This window comes from Nocardioides caeni, from assembly GCF_004912195.1.
Taxonomy (GTDB): Bacteria; Actinomycetota; Actinomycetes; order Propionibacteriales; family Nocardioidaceae; genus Nocardioides; species Nocardioides caeni.
Genome location: NZ_STGW01000017.1, coordinates 24,515 through 42,355, shown reverse-complemented (window position 1 = coordinate 42,355; position 17,841 = coordinate 24,515). Strand labels below are relative to the sequence as shown.

Here is a 17,841-nt window from a genome sequence, read left to right as displayed (position 1 = left end):
ATGGCGCGTGCATCGCGAGGCGGCCGTGCGAAGGCCTACCGGGTCGGCGGCAGGCGTGCCTCCGCGACGGCGCGCACGTGGCGTCGTACGCTCAAGGGCGTGGCCACCGACGACTCCTCCGCCTCCGCGGCACTCTCCTTCGGCGAGGCCGCCGACGCCTATGACCGCGGCCGTCCGGACTACCCGATCGACGCCGTCCGCTGGCTGACCGGCGAGACGCCGCTGAGCATCCTCGAGCTCGGCGCCGGCACCGGCAAGCTCACCGCGGCCCTGGTGGAGCTCGGCCACGACGTGCACGCCACCGACCCCGACCCCCGCATGCTCGAGCGCCTGTCCGTGGCCGTGCCCGAGGCGCGGCTCTCGCAGACGCGGGCCGAGGAGATCCCGGCCGCCGACGCCACCTACGACCTCGTCATCGCCGGGCAGGCCTTTCACTGGTTCGACCACGCGAAGGCGCTGCCCGAGATCGCCCGGGTGCTCAAGCGTGGCGGCTCCCTCGCCCTGATCTGGAACGCCAAGGACGAGCGGATCCCGTGGGTGAAGCGCCTGGGCAACCTGATCGGCCGGCAGGACATCACCAACCCCGACCCCGGTCCGGTCGAGGGTTCGCCACACTTCGGTCCGGTCGAGGAGGAGTCGTTCAAGCACTGGCAGACGATCAACCGCCAGAGCATCCAGGACCTCGTGCTCAGCCGCTCCAACATCGTGGCCCTGCCGCCCAACCAGCGCGACGCCAAGCTCGCCGAGGTGCTGGCGTTCTATGACGACTTCGGCCGCGGCATGGATGGCATGCAGCTGCCCTATGTCACGCGGTGCTTCAAGGCGGTCGTCGGCATCCGCCCGCAGACCGCCCGTCCCGAGCCGCTCCTCTCCTCCGCGGATCCCGCGCCGGAGGGGGAGGTCATCGAGCCGGAGGCGACCGACGCCGGCACCGGGTCGATGCCCGCCGTCGAGCCGCCGGCCGACGACGACTCCGGGATGCTCCTCATCGACTTCCGCTGAGGCAGCGCCATGGCCTGGCCCAGCGGCCCCCGCGGTCGGCGCAATCGACGTGGCCGGCTCGGCAGTGATGCCGACCGCGCCGCCTTCCGTGCCCTTCACCAGGCCTCACTCGCCTCCCCCGCCCTCCGCGAGGGCCTGACCGCGACCAGTGCCGAGCGCGCCGTGCGGCACCTGCGTCACCTCCTCGGTACGCCGGCCATGGCGATCACCGACACCGACGAGGTGCTGGCGTGGGACGGGGCGGGGCACCATCACCTCGACCAGGCCACGGTCGTGGGGCTGCTCGCGGTCGAGAAGGGCGCGACCCGCACCGTCGACCGCGGACAGCTCGGCTGCGACGAGCCGGGCTGCCCGATCCGCACCGGCATCGTCAGCCCACTCGTCGTCGACGGGCGCGTGCTCGGCACCGTGCAGGCGTTCGCGCCGACCTCGACCGCGGCGCTGGTGCGGGCCACCGAGGAGGTCGCGCAGTGGGTGTCGGGCCAGCTCGAGCTGGCCGAGCTCGACGCCCACCGCAACCGGCTGATCGAGGCCGAGGTGCGCGCGCTGCGGGCCCAGATCAGCCCCCACTTCGTCTACAACTCGCTCAACGCGATCGCCAGCTTCGTGCGCACCGACCCCGACCGCGCACGCGAGCTGCTGCTGGAGTTCGCCGACTTCACCCGCTACTCCTTCCGACGCCACGGTGAGTACACGACCCTCGCTGAGGAGCTGCGCTCCATCGAGCGCTACCTCCTGCTCGAGCAGGCGCGCTTCGGCGACCGGCTCCAGGTCACGCTCAACATCGCGCCGGAGGTGCTCCCGGTCGCCGTACCGTTCCTGTGCATCCAGCCGCTCGTCGAGAACGCCGTGCGGCACGGCCTCGAGAGCGTCGACCAGGTCGGCCACCTGACGATCGTCGCCCACGACCGCGGACCCGAGGCGGTCATCGAGGTCGAGGACAACGGCGTCGGCGAGGACCCCGAGAAGGTCCGGCGGGCCCTGGCCGGCGACGCGTCGCTCGACTCGGTCGGGCTCGGCAACGTCGACGCCCGGCTGCGCGCGACCTTCGGCGACGACTACGGTCTGGTCGTGGAGACCGCACCGGGCGCCGGCACCAAGGTGATCGTGCGCGTGCCGAAGTTCGCGCCGGGGGTCACCCCGTGAGCCCAGTGAGCCCCGTGAGCGGCCTGCGGGTGCTGGTGGTCGACGACGAGAAGCCCGCGCTCGACGAGCTGACCTTCCTGCTCGGCGCCGACGACCGCGTTGTCGAGGTGCTGGCGTGCTCCTCGGCCACCGAGGGCCTGCGGGTGCTGCGCGAGCAGGAGGTCGACTGCGCCTTCCTCGACGTGCAGATGCCCGGCCTCACCGGCCTCGAGCTGGCAGAGGTGCTGGGCCAATTCCGCCAGCGTCCGCCGATCGTGTTCGTCACCGCGCACGAGCAGCACGCCGTGGAGGCCTTCGACCTGGACGCCGTCGACTACGTCCTCAAGCCGGTGCGCCCCGAGCGTCTCGCCGAGGCCGTACGACGGGTGCTGGCGGCCAGCCGCCCCCAGCCGGCCGAGCCCGAGGCCGGCACCCAGGTCGCCGTCGAGCGGGGCGGGGTCACCCGATTCGTCGACCGGCGCGACATCACCCACGTCGAGGCCCAGGGCGACTACGCGCGCCTGCACACGACGGGCGGCGAGTCGTATCTCGTCCGCGTCCCGCTCACCACCCTCGAGGAGGACTGGGCCGAGGCCGGCTTCCACCGGATCCACCGCTCGCTGCTGGTGGCGTTGGGCCACGTGACCGAGGTCCGCAGCGACAGCGGCCGGACGTCGGTGATGGTCGGCGACACCGAGCTCGCCGTGAGCCGACGGCACAGTCGCGGGCTGCGCGACGTCCTCGTGCGCCGGGCGCGGGCCGGGGCCTGAGGGCGGGACCGGGACAGGGAGGTCGGGGTCATGGTCGAGCGGGTCCGGGTCACCGGTCCACCACGGCACACGGCGGCAGGTCGCGGCGCGGGTCGGCTCGGTGACGTCCACCAGCAGACTCCGATCGGCGACGTCTATCTCCGCTCGCTGCTGCGCGAGCAGCTCGGCCTGGCCGCGCGGGTGATCGGCCTCGTCGTGCTGACCCTGGGCGCCCTCCCGCTCGTGTTCCACCTGTGGCCGGAGCTGGCGGCGCGAGAGCTCGCCGGCCTGCCCGTGGCGTGGGTGGTCCTCGGGGCGGGCGTCTATCCGCTGCTGCTGCTCCTCGGCTGGCGCTACGTCCGACGGGTGGAGCGCAACGAGCGCTACTTCGCCGATCTCGTGGGGAGCGCCGGGGAGTCCGTCGGCCTCGCCGAGGCGGACGACGTCACGGGCACCGGCAGCGGCGTCGATCCGGGTGACCCCGCGTGAGCTCCGCGGACGTGCCCGGCCTGGTCGCCGTCGTCCTCGTCACGCTGGTGACGCTGGCGATCGGCACGTGGGGACTACGCGTCTCCCGCACGACCAGCGACTTCTTCGTCGCCTCCCGGTCGGTGCGGCCGGGTCTCAACGCCTCGGCCATCGGCGGGGAGTACCTGTCGGCGGCGTCCTTCCTCGGGATCGCCGGGCTGCTGCTCGTCGGCGGCGCCGACATGCTCTGGTATCCCGTCGGCTGGACCGCCGGCTACCTCATGCTCCTGGTCCTCGTGGCGGCGCCGCTGCGCCGCTCCGGCGCCTACACGCTGCCCGACTTCGCCGAGGCGCGCCTCGGCTCCCGCACCGTCCGTGCCGCCTGCTCCCTGTTGGTCGTCGGCATCGGCTGGCTCTACCTGATCCCGCAGTTCGAGGGCGCCGGGATCACCCTCCACGCCGCGATCGGTGCGCCCGAGTGGGCAGGTCCGCTCGTGGTCGGCGCGGTGGTGCTGGCCAACGTCACCTCCGGCGGGATGCGCTCGATCACCTTCGTCCAGGCCTTCCAGTACTGGCTCAAGCTCACGGCGCTCCTGGTGCCGGCCGCCGTCCTGGTGGCGGTCTGGTGGGGCGACGGGCGTCCGGGCTCGCGCCTGGCCGACGCCGACTGGTCGGTGCCGGTGGCCGAGGGCGGCGGCCTGGGCCTCTATGCGACGTACTCCCTGATCATCGGGCTCTTCCTCGGCACGATGGGCCTTCCGCACGTGGTCGTGCGGTTCTACACCAACCCCGACGGGCGCGCCGCGCGTCGTACGACGGTGGTGGTGCTGGCGCTGCTGGGCGTCTTCTACCTCCTCCCGCCCGTGTACGCCGGGCTCGGCCGCGTCTACGGTGCCGGCCTGGTCGACGACGGCTCGGACGTGCTGGTCCTCGAGCTGCCGCGGCTGATGCTCAACGGCACGGGAGGCGATGTCCTCACCGGGCTGGTCACCGCCGGCGCGTTCGCGGCCTTCCTGTCGACCTCCTCAGGCCTGGCGATCGCGGTCTCCGGAGTGCTCACCCAGGACCTCACCAGCCGCTGGGTGGCCGAGCGCAACGGCGTCGGCGCGTTCCGGCTGGCCGCCGTCGTGGCCGTCGTCGTCCCGGTGGTCGCCGCGCTGATGATCCGCAACGTCGGCGTCGCCGAGTCCGTCGGGCTGGCGTTCGCCGTCGCCGCGTCGACCTTCTGCCCGCTGCTCGTGCTGGGGATCTGGTGGCGGCGGCTGACCGACGTCGGCGCGCTCGCCGGCCTCGCCGCGGGCGGGCTCGGCGCGGGCGGCGCCGCGATCCTCACCCTCGCCGGCTATGCGCCCGGCGGCTGGCTCGGCGCGGCCCTGGCCCTGCCCGCCGCCTGGAGCGTGCCGCTCGCCGGTGCGGTGATGGTCGTGGTGTCACTGGCGACCGCCTCCCGCGAGCCCGTGCACGCCCGCCGTTTCCTCGTGCGGCTGCACACACCGGAGTCCCTCGCCCGCTGACCCGCCCCCGGTCATCGAGGAGCGAGCGCAGGACCCCAGGTCATCGAGGAGCGAGCGCCCGCGAGCGTCACGAGATGCCCGCAGCCACCTCGACGAGGTCCGCACCGAGGTCTCGTGACGCCCCGCTCGTTCCTCGCGGGGCTCCTCGACCACCAGCGCCGCTATCCCTGGGTGCGCAGGTAGCGCCCGAAGTGCGGCACCGTGAACGCGATCCGGCCACGCTCGCCGGAGTAGATGAGCCCCTTCTTCAGCAGGGCGTCGCGGGCCGGGGAGAGGGACTGCGGCTTCTTCCCGAGTACGACGGCCACGTCCGCCGTCGCGACGGAGCCGACCGGGTCGTCGGGCTCCTCGCCGGCGGCGTCCGCCATGGCGCGGAGGTAGTCGCGCTCGGCGGGGGTGGCGCGCTCGAAGCGGGAGCCGAAGAAGCCGACGGCCAGCTCCTCCTCGGCCTCGGGCGCCGCGACGGCGACGTCGTCGGCGGTGATCGGCGTGCGCGGTGCGAGGTCCCACACGGCACGGCCGTAGGCCTGGATGAAGTAAGGGTAGCCGCGCGTGGCGTCGTACATCGCGGCGAGGGCGTCGGTGGTGAACTCGGCGTCCTCCTCGGACGCCGGCGCGACGAGGGCCCGGTCGGCGGCGTCGCGGGACAGGCGGTCGATGCGCTGGTAGGAGAAGAGCCGCTCCGAGTAGGACTTGCTGGCGGACAGCACGGCCGGGAGGTGCGGCAGGCCGGCGCCGACGACGATGACGGGGAGGCCGTTCTGGCTCAGCTCGTGGCAGGCGGCGCAGAGGGCGGAGACGTCGTCGGTGCCGAGGTCCTGCATCTCGTCGATGAAGACGGCGACGCCCTTGCCGACGTCCGCGGCGAGGCCACCGACATCCGTCAGGAGCTCGACGAGGTCGATCTCGACGTCGCCGGAGTCGGCGCGGCCGCGGACGACCGGGGCGTCGATGCCCGGGCTCCAGCGGTCGCGCAGCTTGGCGTCGGCGCCGGCGTCGCGCTGGGCGAAGGAGCGGATCACGCCGAGGACGTGATCGGTCTCCGTGGGCTCGGGGTGGCCGAGCTCGCGGACCGCCTGGTGCAGCGCCGACGACAGGGGCCGACGCAGCGACTGGTCGGGGCGAGCCTCGAGCTTGCCGGTCCCCCATCCCTTGCGGACCGCGGCCGAGCGCAGCGCGTTGAGCAGGACCGTCTTGCCGACCCCGCGCAGGCCGGTGAGCACCAGTGACCGCTCCGGACGTCCGCGGGCCACCCGTTCCAGGACCACGTCGAAGGCCGTCAGCTGCTCGTCGCGGCCGGCCAGCTCGGGTGGCCGCTGACCGGCGCCGGGCGCATACGGATTGCGGATCGGGTCCATGATCCGACGCTATCGGCGTCTCTAGCGACAGCCCTAGATCGACCTAGCGTGTCGGGGCGAGAAACCGTCGTACGTCGAGCGAGAAAGCCCCACACCTCGGGCGAGAAACCTGCGCACTTCGGCCGAAAAAGGGGCGGGCCCCCGACCATCCCCATGTGAGGTCGGGGGCACCGGCCCGAGCCGGAGGGGGGAACGGCTCAGGCCGGGCGGCGGCGGCTGCGAGCCACCAGGGCAACCCCTCCCACCACGCCGCCAGCGCCGAGTGCGACCCCCCACAGGCCGACTGGCGCCCCCGTGGCCGGCAGCACGCCGGCCTCCGCCGTCGCACCGGTCGTGGCAGCCTCGACGAGGCCCTCCACGCCGGTCTGGACAGCGGTGTCCGTGTTGTCGTCGACCGCCCCGTCGACGCCGTCGACGTCGGTCTCCTCGGCGACCGGGCAGGGATCGGTGGCCGGGGAGAGGATGAAGTCCTCCACCCAGGCCGGCTCGATCTCGATCTCGGTAGCCGCGGCGTCGACGACGGTGACCTCGGACCCGGCGACCGGGGACCAGCCGGCGCCGGCCGGGGCGGCGGCGGACGTGCCTCCCGTGGTCTCCTCCGCGGCAGCGCCGGGGCGGGTGGTGCCCGTGGCGACGTAGCCGGCCTCGGGCGCGGTGCCCTCGGGCAGCCACAGCTCCTCGACGATCGCCGCGGCGGTCTCCGTGAAGACCCCGCGGAGCCAGCCGGAGCCGAGCGGGCTGTCGCCGTCGGGCAGCTCGGCGTGCTCGGTGGTGGTCCCGGCGACGCGGGTGACGCCGGTGAAGGTGCCGCCGGCCGGACCGGGCGCCCCCAGGGCGACCCAGCTGAGCTCGTCGTGGGCCTGCTCGGGCGCGGCCGGGACGGCGGCCTGGTCGACGACCCACACCTGCTCGGTCACCTCCGGCTCGAGCACGTCCACGCGGGTGTTGCCGGTGGGTGACCAGCCGAGCCCGTTGGCTCCGGCGTTCCAGCCCTCCCGCTCCCAGCGGGTGTTGCCGTTGTGCAGGTGCGCGTACTCCCACATCACCACGGTCACCGCCGGCGTCACGACGCGGCTCTCCCAGTGCCCGACCTCCGGCACGGCGGGGACGGCGGGCGCGTCGACCACGCGGACGGCGTACTGCTCCTCGACGACGTCGACCTCGCGGCTCCACGCCCACGTGCCCTGCGCCGGGGCGACCGTGCGCTCGTGCAGCACCTCGGTCGTCGGCACCAGGCGGCTCCAGACCCACTCGAGGTGGGTCACGGCAGGGACCTGCTCGACGACCGCCGGGTGGACGATCGTGTCGTAGACGGCGTCCTGGCCGCACTCGGCGCTGATCATCGGCAGGACCTCCCCCGGGACGGGGTCGGGGGCCGCCAGCGCCGCGCCGGGGGCGCCGAGGCCGAACGCGGCGACGGCGACCAGCGAGAGGGCGGGGAGGTGGCGGCGGGACATGGCACAGCCCTTCGGTTCGGGGGTGGATGTCGCTTCCGAGCCACGACGACCTGACAACCGGACCGGCCCGCACGGGGTCACTGCCGACGAGCCGAAACAGGACAAAGTCCCAACACCCTCCCTGCGCTCGCCTCTGGAATAGGCTGACGACGTGCCCGAGCTGCCCGAGGTGGAGGCGCTGGCCCAGGACCTGCGGGGCCGGCTGGCCGGCCGCGCGATCACGAAGGTCCACGTCGCCGCCTTCAGCGCCCTCAAGACCTATGACCCGCCGCTGGCCGCGATCGAGGGCGCACTGGTGGACGACGTACGACGCCACGGCAAGTTCCTCGACATCGAGGCCAGTGGCCTGCACCTGGTCCTCCACCTCGCCCGCGCCGGATGGCTGCGCTGGAAGGACGACGTGCCCGCGATCCCGCCGCGTCCCTCGAACAAGTCCCCCCTGGCGGTGCGCATCGTGCTCGACGAGGCCGACGGCGTCACGCCCGGGCTCGACATCACCGAGGCCGGCACCAAGAAGTCGCTGGCGCTCTATCTGGTCCGCGACCCCCTCGACGTCCCCGGAGTCGCGTCGCTCGGGCCCGACCCGCTCACCGACGACTTCACTCCCGAGCGGCTGGCCCGGATCCTCACCGACGCCGGACGCAAGCAGCTCAAGGGCGTGCTGCGCCACCAGGGCACGATCGCCGGCATCGGCAACGCCTACTCCGACGAGATCCTCCACGCGGCCCGGATGTCGCCCTACAAGCCGTCCGACTCGCTCTCCGACGACGAGCTCGCCATCCTCTACGCCGCGGTCCGCGACACCCTCGGCGCCGCCGTCGAGCGCTCCCGCGGGCACGCCGCCAGCGAGCTCAAGGCGGAAAAGAAGTCCAACCTCGCCGTCCACGGCCGCGCCGGCCAGCCCTGCCCCGTGTGTGGCGACACGGTGCGCGAGGTCTCCTTCGCGGACTCGAGCCTGCAGTACTGCGCCACCTGCCAGACCGGCGGCAAGCCGTTGGCCGACCGGCGGATGAGCAAGCTGCTGAAGTGAGCTCGAGGGCTCGAGCGGGCTCGAGTGAGCTGGCCGCTCACGCTGTGACGCGAGGAGTTCACGCGACGTTCGATCGAACGCCCAGGTTTCCCCCGTGGTCGGACGTGAAAGACTTCTCAGGCTTCCCTCAGTATCGCGCTGCTCTGCCGGCGCCGGGATGCGCCCACCATCACGTAGCTCTCACGAACCGGAGAAACACATGAAGAAGACCGCCCTCGGCCTCGGCAGCATGCTGCTGGTCGCCTCGTTCTCGCTCAGCGCCTGTGGCACCGACGAGGGCGAGCTCGCCAAGGAGTACTGCGACCTGGCCCAGGACGCCCAGGACGCCGCCGAGTCGGGCGACGCCGGCAAGATCGAGGACGCCACCAAGGCGCTCACGGACTGGCTGGAGGACAACAAGGACGTCGAGGGTGACGAGAAGGAGTTCACCGACGCCGTCGAGGACGAGTGCGGCGACCTGTCGACCGTTCCGTGATCCAGGCCTGATCCAGGCCTGATCCAGGCCTGATCCATCGCGATCCACGAGCCGGGCTCCCGTCAGCGGGAGCCCGGCTCGCTGCGTCTCACCGGGTCTGCTCATCTAGTGGCGCACTAGGCTCGCCGCATGATCCCCCAGGTCGAGATCGATGCCGTCCCGGACCCGCTGCCCGAGGGCCTGGTCGTCCTCGACGTCCGCGAGGACGAGGAGTGGGCGGCCGGCCGCATCGACGGCGCGGTCCACATCCCGCTGATGGAGCTGCCCGCGCGGGTCGGCGAGCTCGTCGAGCTCGAGGCGCCCCAGACGCTGGTGGTCTGCAAGGCCGGCGGGCGCTCGGCCCGCGCCGTCGCCTACCTCGCCCAGCAGGGCTATGACGTCGTCAACCTCGTCGACGGGATGATGGGCTGGGAGCGCGCCGGCCGCCCGATGGTCGCCGACGGCCCGGAGGCACCCGTCGTCATCTGACGACGAAATGACGACGGGCGCGACACCCGGAGGTGCCGCGCCCGCGCGATGCCTGAGCTGGAGGAGTCAGGCAGGTCCCGCGATCACGCCTGGCAGGTCTCGCCGACGTACTCGAAGAACTTGTCGATGTTCTTCTCGTCGTCCTCGGAGACGCCGGGGACGGTGTCGTCGCCGTCCTCGCTGCCGAAGGAGTCCTTGGCCTCGTCGTAGTCGAGGTCGGTGATCGCGTCGACCGCGGCCTCGAAGCCGGCGCGCTCGTCGTCGCCGATGTCCTCGGGGGTGCCCACCTCGCCGAGGTCCTCGTAGGCGGCCTGGATGTCCTTCCACTCGTCCTCGGTGGGCTCGTCACCCTCGATGGACAGGGAGACCTCGGAGATGTTGGTGATCTCGTCGCAGAAGTCCTTCTCGGAGGCGTCCGAGGGGTAGCCCCCGCAGGCGGTCAGGGAGAGGGCGAGCAGGACCGCGGCACCAGCAGAAGCGAGCGGGCGCTTGATCGAAGTCATCGGGTTTCCTTTCGTGGGAGCGGGTCACCGTGCCGGACCCGCGACAGGTCGCCGTCGTGACGACCCGAGGGACACCCCATGCCCCTCGACGGGCCGATTATTCACAGCCTGCTCTCAGACACGGCGAACCACGGGTGGCGCGCCGGTGACGAGTGGGTGTCAGTCCGCCCAGACGGGTGGCAGCGGCACGTCGAGGAGCAGCTCCAGCCGCTGGACGTACGACGCCCGCGAGATCGGGCGCACCCCGAGCGTCCGCAGGTGGGGCGTGGCCCACTGCACGTCGATCAGCCGGTCCCCCGCCGCGCCGGCCGGGTCGGAGCGGAGCAGGTCGACGAGCCCGACGAGCGCGGCCTTCGAGGCGTCGGTCTCGTGGTGGAACATCGACTCCCCGGCGAACAGCCCGCCGATCGCGACGCCGTAGAGCCCGCCGACGAGACGGTCGTCGCGCCACGCCTCGACCGAGTGGGCCCAGCCCAGGCGGTGGAGGGTGCCGTAGGCGCGGGCGATGCGCCGGTCGATCCAGCCGTGGGGCCGGCGCGGGTCGGCGCAGGCGGCGACGACGTCGTCGAAGCAGGTGTCGACGCGGATCTCGAAGCGGCGGGCCGAGCGGCGCAGCGAGCGGGTGACCCGCAGGCCGTCGAGCGGGAGGACGCCGCGGTGGGCGGGGCTCCACCAGCCGACCGAGCGGCCCTCGGGCATGGGGAAGAGCCCCGTCCGGTAGGCCTTCAGCAGGGTGCCGGGCTCGAGGTCGGCGCCGATGCCGACGAGGTCGCTGGCATCGTGCTCGGCGTCCTCGGGGTCCAGCTCGACCCCCAGCTCGACCCCCAGCTCGACATCGTCGCGCTCGTCGCCGTCGCTGTCATCGAGGTCAGGGTCGTCGTCGACGTCGCCCACCGGACCCAGGATCGGCAGCGCTGCCAGCTCCGCTCGCCCCGGGAGGTCCCAGGGCGAGGGAGGCGGCTCGACGGGCACGGCAGTGCTCGCCGCTCAGCGCGACCGGGGGGTCACTGGCTCGGCGTGGCGAAGACGTCCTGGCAGGCGTCCTCGGCGTACTCCGAGAAGGCGTCGAGCTTGGCCTCGTCGGCGTCCGACACGTCCGGCTCACCGCCGCTGGTGAACAGCTTGCGGGCCTCGGCGTAGTCGATGCCGGTGATGGTGGAGACCAGGATGTCGAGCCCCTCGCTCTGCTCCGCGGTGGCGTCGGCGGGAGTGCCGAGCTCGCCGAGGGCGGCATAGGCCTCCTGCAGCGCCTTCCACTCCGCGGCGGTCACGGAGGCCGACGTCTGGCTGCTCGTCATGAACACCTCCTGCAGCGCACCGCAGAACTCCTCGGTGCCGGCCGCGGCCGGGCCGGCACTCTCACCGTCGGTGGCGCCGTCGGAGCCCTCGTCGGTGGCGCCGTCGGAACCCTCGCTCGCGGCATCGTCGCTCGCGGCGCCGTCCGTGCTCGCGCTGGTGTCGGCGCTGGCCTTGTCGTCGCCGTCGTCGTCCCCGTCCGCGTCATCCCCGCACGCGGCCAGCGAGAGCGCGAGGGCGAGGGCCGCGAGGGCGGTGGCGAACAGGCGGAGCAGGCGGGTCATGGGGAACCTTCCGGTGCGGACGACACGATCGGGCCACAGTACGGGAGGCGCGATGGACGGACCTGCCGGCCCGTCCGCGGGCCGCCGCCCATGGCCCCACCACCCAGCACGCTCCTAGGATCGAGTCATGGCATCGCGGATGAAGAAGGGCCTGGCGGCGGGGGCCGCGCGGCAGCTGGCTCCACGGCTCACCCAGCTCGCACCGGGTCTGACCCACTCGTTCGTACGGGAGGCGCTGCAGCGCGCGATCCACGGCATCGGCCCGCTGCCTCCGGCGGCGGCCGCGGCGGAGGAGCAGCTGCGCGAGCAGCACGGCAACGTCGACAAGGCGATCCGAGAGGTCATCGAGAACCACGTCCTCTACGCCAGCATCGAGGGCTTCGCCACCAATCTCGGCGGCCTGGTGACCGCTGCCGTGGTGGCGCCGGCCAACATCACCGGGCTCGCTCTCATCCAGTGCCGCATGATCGCCGGCATCGCGCACCTGCGCGGCTACGACCTCGACGACCCGCGGGTCCGCAACGCCATCCTGGTGACCGTCCTCGGCGAGGACCAGGTGCTCAAGATGGTCAAGCGCAAGGACCTGCCGGCGCCGCCGATGGCGATCGCGACGGCCCCCGACGTCGACCCCGGACTGGACCGCGACGTGGCCAACGCCGTCGCCGCCGAGCTGATCGGTCGCGTCGTCGGCAAGAGACTGGCGGTCACGGTCAGCAAGCGGGTGCCGGTCGTCGGCGGAGCCGTCGGCGCCGCCACCGACGGCTGGACCACCTTCCGCGTCGGGCGCTACGCCGGCCGCGAGCTGCGGCCACGCCCGTAAGCGACGCCGCTTCCTCGCGGCGCGCAGCAGGCGTCACCTGCTCGCGCGGCCTCTTGCCTTGCGGTAGGCGCCGAGGGCCTTGCGGCCCGGCTGGCTGTCCTCCATGCGGCGTACGGTCCACTCCATCGACCGCATCAGTCGCGGGCTCCGGGCGCGGATGACGTCGCGGCGGGCGTCCTCGAGCTCGACGCGGAGCCGCTCGATCTCGCTCTCCCGCTCGGCCGAGGCCAGCAGCAGGGCCTTGATCGCGTCGACCGCGGCCGCGGCGACCTGGCGCTCGCGCGGTCGGTCGGGGTCGGGCCACGGATCGGAGATCGCGGCGGTGCCGCGCAGGTCCGCGAGGTCGCCGACGACGTCGTAGCCGCGCGCGTCCAGCTCGGCGATCCACTTCTCCGTCAGCTCCTCCACCCACGGCAGGTCCGCCGGGGGAAGGCTGAGCCGCGGTGAGGACGTACGCCGGGAGAGAGTCTGGTGGGCCAGCAGCTCCCGGACGAGCGGGCGGTAGGACGCCGGCGACAGCTCGCTCGCAGCAGCACGGTTGATCCGCGCCACCAGCGCCGACTCGGGCACCCCGAGGCTCGGGTTGGACCGCTCGGTCTCCCGCTCCAGCTCGATGCCGTCGAGGCCGAACGCCGTGCTGAACCGCTGCCACAGCAGGTCGGGGGCGCCGCCGGGTCGGGGCACGGTGACGATGTGGATCCGCTCGGGGGGCAGCGCGCTGCCCCAGCGGTCGAGGATGTCGGGGATCTCCTGGACGCCCCAGAACCAGGCGCCGATCCGGTGACTGCGCTCGGGGTCGCGCACGACCTCCATGAAGCGGGCGTAGGTGATCGACGCGCGGTGCTTGACGTTCTCCTGCCACTCCGCGGGGATCTGGCGGATCAGGCCACGCACCGAGATCACCAGGTGCACCTCGGCGCCGCTGCCGTCGGCGCGGTGACCCAGCGACTCCAGCGCGCGCTCGGCCTGCGCCCGGGAGGCGGTGGCGAGGATCTCGTGGCTGACGATCGACGTGCCGTCGTGGGCGCGGACCTGCGCGGCCAGCGCGTCCCACGCACCGACCGCCTCCTCCTCCAGCCCGCCCCAGCGCAGGCGCATGAGGTCGAGCGCGGCGAGGAAGTGGGCGTCGAAGCGGTCGGCGGGATAGCTGATGCCGTGCTTGAGCAGGGTCGGGCGGTTCTGGAAGAGGACGTCCTGGAGGTACGACGTGCCGGTCTTCGGGGTGCCGACGTGCAACAGGACCCGGCGGCTCATCTGCTCATCACCTACTGGTCTCGTCCCTGGTCTCGTCCCTGGTCTCGTCCCTGGCCTGATGCCTGCGCTGCTCCCGCGACCGGGTCGAGGAGCAGGTCCAGCGCCAGGCCGAGGACGGCGTCGTCGACCGGTCGCACCGGCTCCGTCGGCTGCGGCCCGGGCAGCAACGCGTCGAGATCGCCGAGCACAGGGTAGCCAGCCGCGGCGAGGTCGTGGCGGGCCCGCTCGGCCTGGGCGTCGAGCCAGCTGCTCCAGCGCGGCGGCACGGTCGGCGCCGGACCGCCACGCCCGTCGAGCCGGTCGACCAGCGCGGTGTGCAGCAGGCTGGGCCGGCGCTCGTGGTCGACGAGGAGCCCCAGCGGGTCACCGATGCGCCGGACCAGGTCGACCGCATCGGCCCCGAGCCGCGGCGGCGCGGCGACGTCGGCCACGCCCAGCGCATCGGCCAGGCGCGCCGGGTCGGTCACGATGACGACCTTGCCGGCGTCGTACCGCTGGGCCGCGGAGCGGGCCATCCGGGGCAGGTCCGCGCGGGGCGGCAGCCCGCCGGCGCCCGCGGCGCCCTTGACGAAGGCGCCCCACGTGACGCCGCCCTGGTCGAAGGAGCGGACGGTCCAGGCGTCGGCGAGGAGGGTGGCGAGGTCGGGCGCAAGGAGGTAGGCCGTGGGCCGTCGCCCGCCCGAGGGGTGGCCCTGCCCGGCGAGATCGGCCCGGGCCGCGCCGGCGCGCCAGGGGCTGCCGACCACGACGAAGGGCTGGGTCAGCTGGCGCCAGCGGTGGCTGGCGCTGCGGACGCGCTCGATGGTGGAGCGCTGTGCCACCGGCTGGCGGGCGACGTCCTCGGCGAGCAGCAGGCTGGCGACGCGGAGCAGCTCGGCGGCCTCGAGTGCGTCGGGATCGACGGGACTGGGGCCGAAGCCGGAGCCGTCGAGCCCGGTCAGGGTCAGCTCGGCGCGGCCACGTCCGGTGACGTCCGCCGCCACCACCCGGTCGGCGAGGCCGGCGGGCAGGCTGCGGCCGGAGTCGGCGGCGCGACGGTTGAGCCGCAGCAGCAACGCCAGGTGCTGGGCCCCGGGCAGCCGAGGGCCGGTGGCCGGGGCGTCGGCGACGGGATCGGCACCGGGGTCGGCGGTCCAGTCGAGCCAGCTCGTGGTCGAGCCGGCTCGCAGGGCGGCCACCCAGCCCCACGCGCGCGACTCTGCACTCATGGCGCCACCGTAGTCGGAGCGCCGCGAGCAGTGGCGGCGACCTCGGTCACTCGGTGGGTGGCGTGAGGGCCCGGACGACCGCCGACGGGCTCGGCCGGCCCAGCTCTGCAGCCATCCAGCGGCTGGTCGCCGCGACCGCCGTGAGGTCGACGCCGTGCTCGATGCCGAGACCGGTGAGGAACCAGACCAGGTCCTCGGTCGCGAGGTTGCCGGTGGCGCTGTGCGCATAGGGGCAGCCGCCGAGACCGCCGGCCGAGGCGTCGTACGTCGTCACGCCGGCCTGCAGGCCCGCGTGGACGTTGGTCAGCGCCTGTCCGTAGGTGTCGTGGAAGTGCAGCGCCAGGCGCTCGGGGCCGATGCCGGCGGCAGCGAAGGCGGCGACCAGGGCCCGGACGTGCCCGGCGGTCGCGACACCGATGGTGTCGCCGAGGCTGAGCTGGCCGACGCCGAGGTCGAGCAGGCGGGTGCCGACGGCGACGACCTGGTCGATGGGGACGGCCCCCTCCCAGGGGTCGCCGAAGCACATCGAGACGTAGCCCCGCACGTCCATCCCCTGCGCCAGGGCGCGGTCGACCGTCGGGGCGAACATCTCGAACTGGGAGTCCACGGTGCGGTTGAGGTTGCGCTCGGCGAAGGTGTCGGTGGCGGAGGCGAAGACCGCGACGTGGCGCAGCCCGAGCTCGACGGCGCGGTCGAGGCCGCGCTCGTTGGGCACCAGGACCGGCAGCTCGGCCGCGGCGTCGCCCAGCTCGGCCCGCAGCGCGGTCATCAGGTCCGCCGCGTCCGCCAGCTGCGGCACCCACCGCGGGTGCACGAAGCTGGTCGCCTCGACGATCGGCAGGCCCGCGGCGAGGAGGCGGCGTACGAACGCCGCCTTGGTCGCCGTCGGGATGATCCCCTGCTCGTTCTGCAGGCCGTCGCGGGGACCGACCTCGTAGATCGTGACAGCGGCCGGCAGGCCGGGCTCCGGCACGACCATCGGCAGCCCGATCACGACTCCTCACCCCGGTCGGCCCGATCGACGACGAAGAGCGGGGCGCCCAGGGCCACCTGGTCGGTGGTGCGCGCCGCGACCCGGGTGACGGTGCCGTCGTAGGGCGCCTTGAGCGCGAGCTCCATCTTCATCGCCTCCACCACGCCGAGCACCTGTCCCTCGACGACCTGCTCGCCCTCGGTGACCCTGACGTCGACGACGATGCCGGGCATCGGCGCCGCGACCGTGCCGTCGCCGGCGTCGGCCGCATGGTCGGTGGTGGCGTCGGGGCGGGTGAAGACGAAGCGTTGGCCGCGGTGGACCAGCTCCACGTCGTGCGCGGTCACCCGAGCGACGGTGCCCTCCGGGACCCGTGCCGCGGCCGTGACGTCCTCGTCGAACGTGACGAGGGGAGCGGCCGGCGGCCCACCCATCCGGAACCCGTCGCCGGCGAAGGGTCCCCCGGCGGCGGCGTGGGCGTCGAGCCACAGCCGCGCGGCGATCGCGCGAGCGGGCGCGGGATCGGGGGCGGGCACCTTGTTGCGGTCCAGCCAGGCCGTGTCGATGCCGCCGGGCTCGGCGAACACCTCGCTCGCGACCAGCTCGCGCAGGAAGCCGGTGTTGGTGGTGAGACCGAGGATCGCCGTGTCGTCCAGGGCGTCGACCAGACGACGTCTCGCCGACTCGCGGTCCACCCCGACCGCGATGACCTTGGCGAGCATCGGGTCGTAGGAGGTGCCGACGACCTGACCGGACTCCAGCGCGTGGTCGACCCGGGCGGACTCCGGCCACGCGACGACGGCCGCGGTCCCGGCCTGGGGCAGGAAGCCGTTGAACGCGTCCTCGGCATAGACCCGTGCCTCGATCGCGTGCATCTCGTGGCCGGCCAGCCGTCGGACCCAGTCGGCCTGGTCGAGCTCGGCGCCGCTCGCGACGTGCAGCTGCAGCGCCACGAGGTCGGTGTGGTTGACCTCCTCGGTCACCGGGTGCTCGACCTGGAGCCGGGTGTTCATCTCCAGGAAGTAGAAGTCGTTCGTCGCCGCATCGAGCAGGAGCTCGACGGTGCCGGCGTTGGTGTATTCGACCGCCTTCCCGAGGTCGACCGCTGCCTGGTGCATCCGCTCGCGCAGCTCGTCGTCGAGGCCTGGCGCCGGCGCCTCCTCGATCACCTTCTGGTGTCGCCGCTGCACGGAGCACTCGCGGGTGCCGAGGTGGATGACGTTGCCGTGGGCGTCGCCGATCACCTGCACCTCGATGTGCCGGCCGCGCTCGACGTACTTCTCGATGATCATCGCGTCGTCACCGAACGCGCCGAGGGCCTCGCGCTTCGCCGCGGCCATTGCCTCGGGGAGCTCGGCCGCGGAGCGGACGATGCGCATGCCCTTGCCGCCGCCGCCGGCCGCGGCCTTGACGAGCACGGGATAGACGAAGGACGCGGTGTCGTCCCCCAGGTCGTACGACGGCACGACCGGCACACCCGCGGCGACAGCGAGCTCACGGGCGGCGTCCTTGCGGCCCATCTGCTCGATGACCTCGGGCGTCGGGCCGATCCAGGTCAGCCCGGCATCGATCACGGCCCGGGCGAAGGCAGCGTTCTCCGAGAGGAATCCGTAGCCGGGGTGGATCGCGTCTGCGTCCGCCTCCACCGCGGCGGCGAGGACCGCGTCGGCGTCGAGATAGCTGGGGATCCTCAGTGCGAGGTCGGCGTCGCGGACGTGGAGCGCCTCGGCGTCGACGTCGGTATGGACGGCGACGGTGCGGATGCCGAGGTCACGGCCCGTGCGGAACACGCGCCGGGCGATCTCGCCGCGGTTGGCGACGAGGATGGAACGGATGGCACTGGTCTCGGTCATCGCG

The 17,841-nt window shown here is 73.4% G+C and carries 18 protein-coding genes; 9 read left to right on the top strand and 9 right to left on the bottom strand.

Annotation, left to right across the window (positions count from 1 at the left end; translation table 11 throughout):
- Genes E9934_RS17505 through E9934_RS17485 form a run of 5 tightly spaced genes read left to right on the top strand, consistent with a single transcriptional unit; the run spans nucleotide 1 to nucleotide 4,858 of the window.
- Nucleotides 1-1,002 (top strand): class I SAM-dependent methyltransferase, encoded by a 1,002-nt coding sequence (locus E9934_RS17505; protein WP_136564194.1) that lies wholly within the window; start codon nucleotides 1-3, stop codon nucleotides 1,000-1,002.
- Between the two features lie 9 nt (nucleotides 1,003-1,011).
- Entirely contained in the window at nucleotides 1,012-2,148 is a 1,137-nt protein-coding gene (locus E9934_RS17500) for a histidine kinase (protein ID WP_136564193.1), read from the top strand.
- Nucleotides 2,145-2,897, top strand: a complete 753-nt coding sequence (locus E9934_RS17495; protein WP_136564192.1) for a LytR/AlgR family response regulator transcription factor — start codon at nucleotides 2,145-2,147, stop codon at nucleotides 2,895-2,897. Before E9934_RS17500 ends, E9934_RS17495 begins: the two co-directional genes overlap by 4 nt.
- Nucleotides 2,898-2,927: 30 nt before the next feature.
- Nucleotides 2,928-3,365, top strand: a complete 438-nt coding sequence (locus E9934_RS17490) for a hypothetical protein (protein ID WP_193556923.1) — start codon at nucleotides 2,928-2,930, stop codon at nucleotides 3,363-3,365.
- Nucleotides 3,362-4,858 (top strand): sodium/solute symporter, encoded by a 1,497-nt coding sequence (locus E9934_RS17485; protein ID WP_136564191.1) that lies wholly within the window; start codon nucleotides 3,362-3,364, stop codon nucleotides 4,856-4,858. Before E9934_RS17490 ends, E9934_RS17485 begins: the two co-directional genes overlap by 4 nt.
- Nucleotides 4,859-5,019: 161 nt before the next feature.
- Here the strand turns inward: E9934_RS17485 and E9934_RS17480 are convergent, their stop codons facing one another.
- The gene (locus E9934_RS17480) at nucleotides 5,020-6,216 is read right to left on the bottom strand and encodes an ATP-binding protein (protein ID WP_136564190.1); all 1,197 of its coding nucleotides are present in this window, start codon (nucleotides 6,214-6,216) and stop codon (nucleotides 5,020-5,022) included.
- Nucleotides 6,217-6,413: 197 nt separating this feature from the next.
- Nucleotides 6,414-7,673, bottom strand: coding sequence for a hypothetical protein (locus E9934_RS17475; RefSeq protein WP_136564189.1), 1,260 nt, complete (start codon nucleotides 7,671-7,673; stop codon nucleotides 6,414-6,416).
- Nucleotides 7,674-7,824: 151 nt separating this feature from the next.
- On the opposite strand from E9934_RS17475, the gene E9934_RS17470 reads away from it, so the two are divergent.
- The 3 genes from E9934_RS17470 to E9934_RS17460 all read left to right on the top strand — a co-directional run bounded on the left by E9934_RS17470 (nucleotide 7,825) and on the right by E9934_RS17460 (nucleotide 9,646).
- Nucleotides 7,825-8,703, top strand: coding sequence for an Fpg/Nei family DNA glycosylase (locus E9934_RS17470; protein WP_136564188.1), 879 nt, complete (start codon nucleotides 7,825-7,827; stop codon nucleotides 8,701-8,703).
- Between the two features lie 199 nt (nucleotides 8,704-8,902).
- Complete coding sequence (locus E9934_RS17465; RefSeq protein WP_136564187.1) at nucleotides 8,903-9,178, top strand: hypothetical protein; 276 nt, start codon at nucleotides 8,903-8,905, stop codon at nucleotides 9,176-9,178.
- A gap of 129 nt (nucleotides 9,179-9,307) precedes the next feature.
- Nucleotides 9,308-9,646 carry a rhodanese-like domain-containing protein gene (locus tag E9934_RS17460; protein ID WP_136564186.1) on the top strand — a complete coding sequence of 113 codons (339 nt, stop codon included), beginning with the start codon at nucleotides 9,308-9,310 and terminating at the stop codon, nucleotides 9,644-9,646.
- A gap of 83 nt (nucleotides 9,647-9,729) precedes the next feature.
- On the opposite strand, the gene E9934_RS17455 is transcribed toward E9934_RS17460, so the two are convergent.
- The 3 genes from E9934_RS17455 to E9934_RS17445 all read right to left on the bottom strand — a co-directional run bounded on the left by E9934_RS17455 (nucleotide 9,730) and on the right by E9934_RS17445 (nucleotide 11,729).
- Entirely contained in the window at nucleotides 9,730-10,149 is a 420-nt protein-coding gene (locus E9934_RS17455; RefSeq protein WP_136564185.1) for a hypothetical protein, read from the bottom strand.
- A gap of 159 nt (nucleotides 10,150-10,308) precedes the next feature.
- The gene (gene aat, locus E9934_RS17450; RefSeq protein ID WP_338036711.1) at nucleotides 10,309-11,043 is read right to left on the bottom strand and encodes a leucyl/phenylalanyl-tRNA--protein transferase; all 735 of its coding nucleotides are present in this window, start codon (nucleotides 11,041-11,043) and stop codon (nucleotides 10,309-10,311) included.
- Between the two features lie 110 nt (nucleotides 11,044-11,153).
- The gene (locus tag E9934_RS17445; RefSeq protein WP_136564184.1) at nucleotides 11,154-11,729 is read right to left on the bottom strand and encodes a hypothetical protein; all 576 of its coding nucleotides are present in this window, start codon (nucleotides 11,727-11,729) and stop codon (nucleotides 11,154-11,156) included.
- 127 nt (nucleotides 11,730-11,856) lie between these two features.
- Here E9934_RS17445 and E9934_RS17440 point away from each other — a divergent pair, with 127 nt between their 5' ends.
- Nucleotides 11,857-12,549: an EcsC family protein gene (locus E9934_RS17440; RefSeq protein ID WP_238695036.1), complete on the top strand. Its 693-nt coding sequence runs from the start codon at nucleotides 11,857-11,859 to the stop codon at nucleotides 12,547-12,549.
- 33 nt (nucleotides 12,550-12,582) lie between these two features.
- Here the strand turns inward: E9934_RS17440 and E9934_RS17435 are convergent, their stop codons facing one another.
- Genes E9934_RS17435 through E9934_RS17420 form a run of 4 tightly spaced genes read right to left on the bottom strand, consistent with a single transcriptional unit; the run spans nucleotide 12,583 to nucleotide 17,837 of the window.
- Entirely contained in the window at nucleotides 12,583-13,803 is a 1,221-nt protein-coding gene (locus E9934_RS17435; protein WP_136564183.1) for a hypothetical protein, read from the bottom strand.
- An 11-nt stretch (nucleotides 13,804-13,814) separates the two neighbouring features.
- On the bottom strand, nucleotides 13,815-15,011 hold the full coding sequence (locus tag E9934_RS17430) for a hypothetical protein (protein WP_136564182.1): 1,197 nt from the start codon (nucleotides 15,009-15,011) through the stop codon (nucleotides 13,815-13,817).
- A 46-nt stretch (nucleotides 15,012-15,057) separates the two neighbouring features.
- Nucleotides 15,058-16,005: a hydroxymethylglutaryl-CoA lyase gene (locus tag E9934_RS17425; protein WP_238695035.1), complete on the bottom strand. Its 948-nt coding sequence runs from the start codon at nucleotides 16,003-16,005 to the stop codon at nucleotides 15,058-15,060.
- The gene (locus E9934_RS17420; RefSeq protein WP_136564181.1) at nucleotides 16,002-17,837 is read right to left on the bottom strand and encodes an acetyl/propionyl/methylcrotonyl-CoA carboxylase subunit alpha; all 1,836 of its coding nucleotides are present in this window, start codon (nucleotides 17,835-17,837) and stop codon (nucleotides 16,002-16,004) included. The genes E9934_RS17425 and E9934_RS17420 overlap by 4 nt, the downstream gene beginning before the upstream one ends.
- Between the last annotated feature and the right edge of the window lie 4 nt (nucleotides 17,838-17,841).

Coding starts and splice junctions, on each gene's coding strand:
- E9934_RS17505 (WP_136564194.1), top strand. CDS start 1: ATGGCGCGTGCATCGCGAGGCGGCCGTGCGAAGGCCTACCGGGTCGGC.
- E9934_RS17500 (WP_136564193.1), top strand. CDS start 1,012: ATGGCCTGGCCCAGCGGCCCCCGCGGTCGGCGCAATCGACGTGGCCGG.
- E9934_RS17490 (WP_193556923.1), top strand. CDS start 2,928: ATGGTCGAGCGGGTCCGGGTCACCGGTCCACCACGGCACACGGCGGCA.
- E9934_RS17480 (WP_136564190.1), bottom strand. CDS start 6,216: ATGGACCCGATCCGCAATCCGTATGCGCCCGGCGCCGGTCAGCGGCCA.
- E9934_RS17475 (WP_136564189.1), bottom strand. CDS start 7,673: ATGTCCCGCCGCCACCTCCCCGCCCTCTCGCTGGTCGCCGTCGCCGCG.
- E9934_RS17465 (WP_136564187.1), top strand. CDS start 8,903: ATGAAGAAGACCGCCCTCGGCCTCGGCAGCATGCTGCTGGTCGCCTCG.
- E9934_RS17460 (WP_136564186.1), top strand. CDS start 9,308: ATGATCCCCCAGGTCGAGATCGATGCCGTCCCGGACCCGCTGCCCGAG.
- E9934_RS17455 (WP_136564185.1), bottom strand. CDS start 10,149: ATGACTTCGATCAAGCGCCCGCTCGCTTCTGCTGGTGCCGCGGTCCTG.
- E9934_RS17445 (WP_136564184.1), bottom strand. CDS start 11,729: ATGACCCGCCTGCTCCGCCTGTTCGCCACCGCCCTCGCGGCCCTCGCC.
- E9934_RS17440 (WP_238695036.1), top strand. CDS start 11,857: ATGGCATCGCGGATGAAGAAGGGCCTGGCGGCGGGGGCCGCGCGGCAG.
- E9934_RS17435 (WP_136564183.1), bottom strand. CDS start 13,803: ATGAGCCGCCGGGTCCTGTTGCACGTCGGCACCCCGAAGACCGGCACG.
- E9934_RS17430 (WP_136564182.1), bottom strand. CDS start 15,011: ATGAGTGCAGAGTCGCGCGCGTGGGGCTGGGTGGCCGCCCTGCGAGCC.
- E9934_RS17420 (WP_136564181.1), bottom strand. CDS start 17,837: ATGACCGAGACCAGTGCCATCCGTTCCATCCTCGTCGCCAACCGCGGC.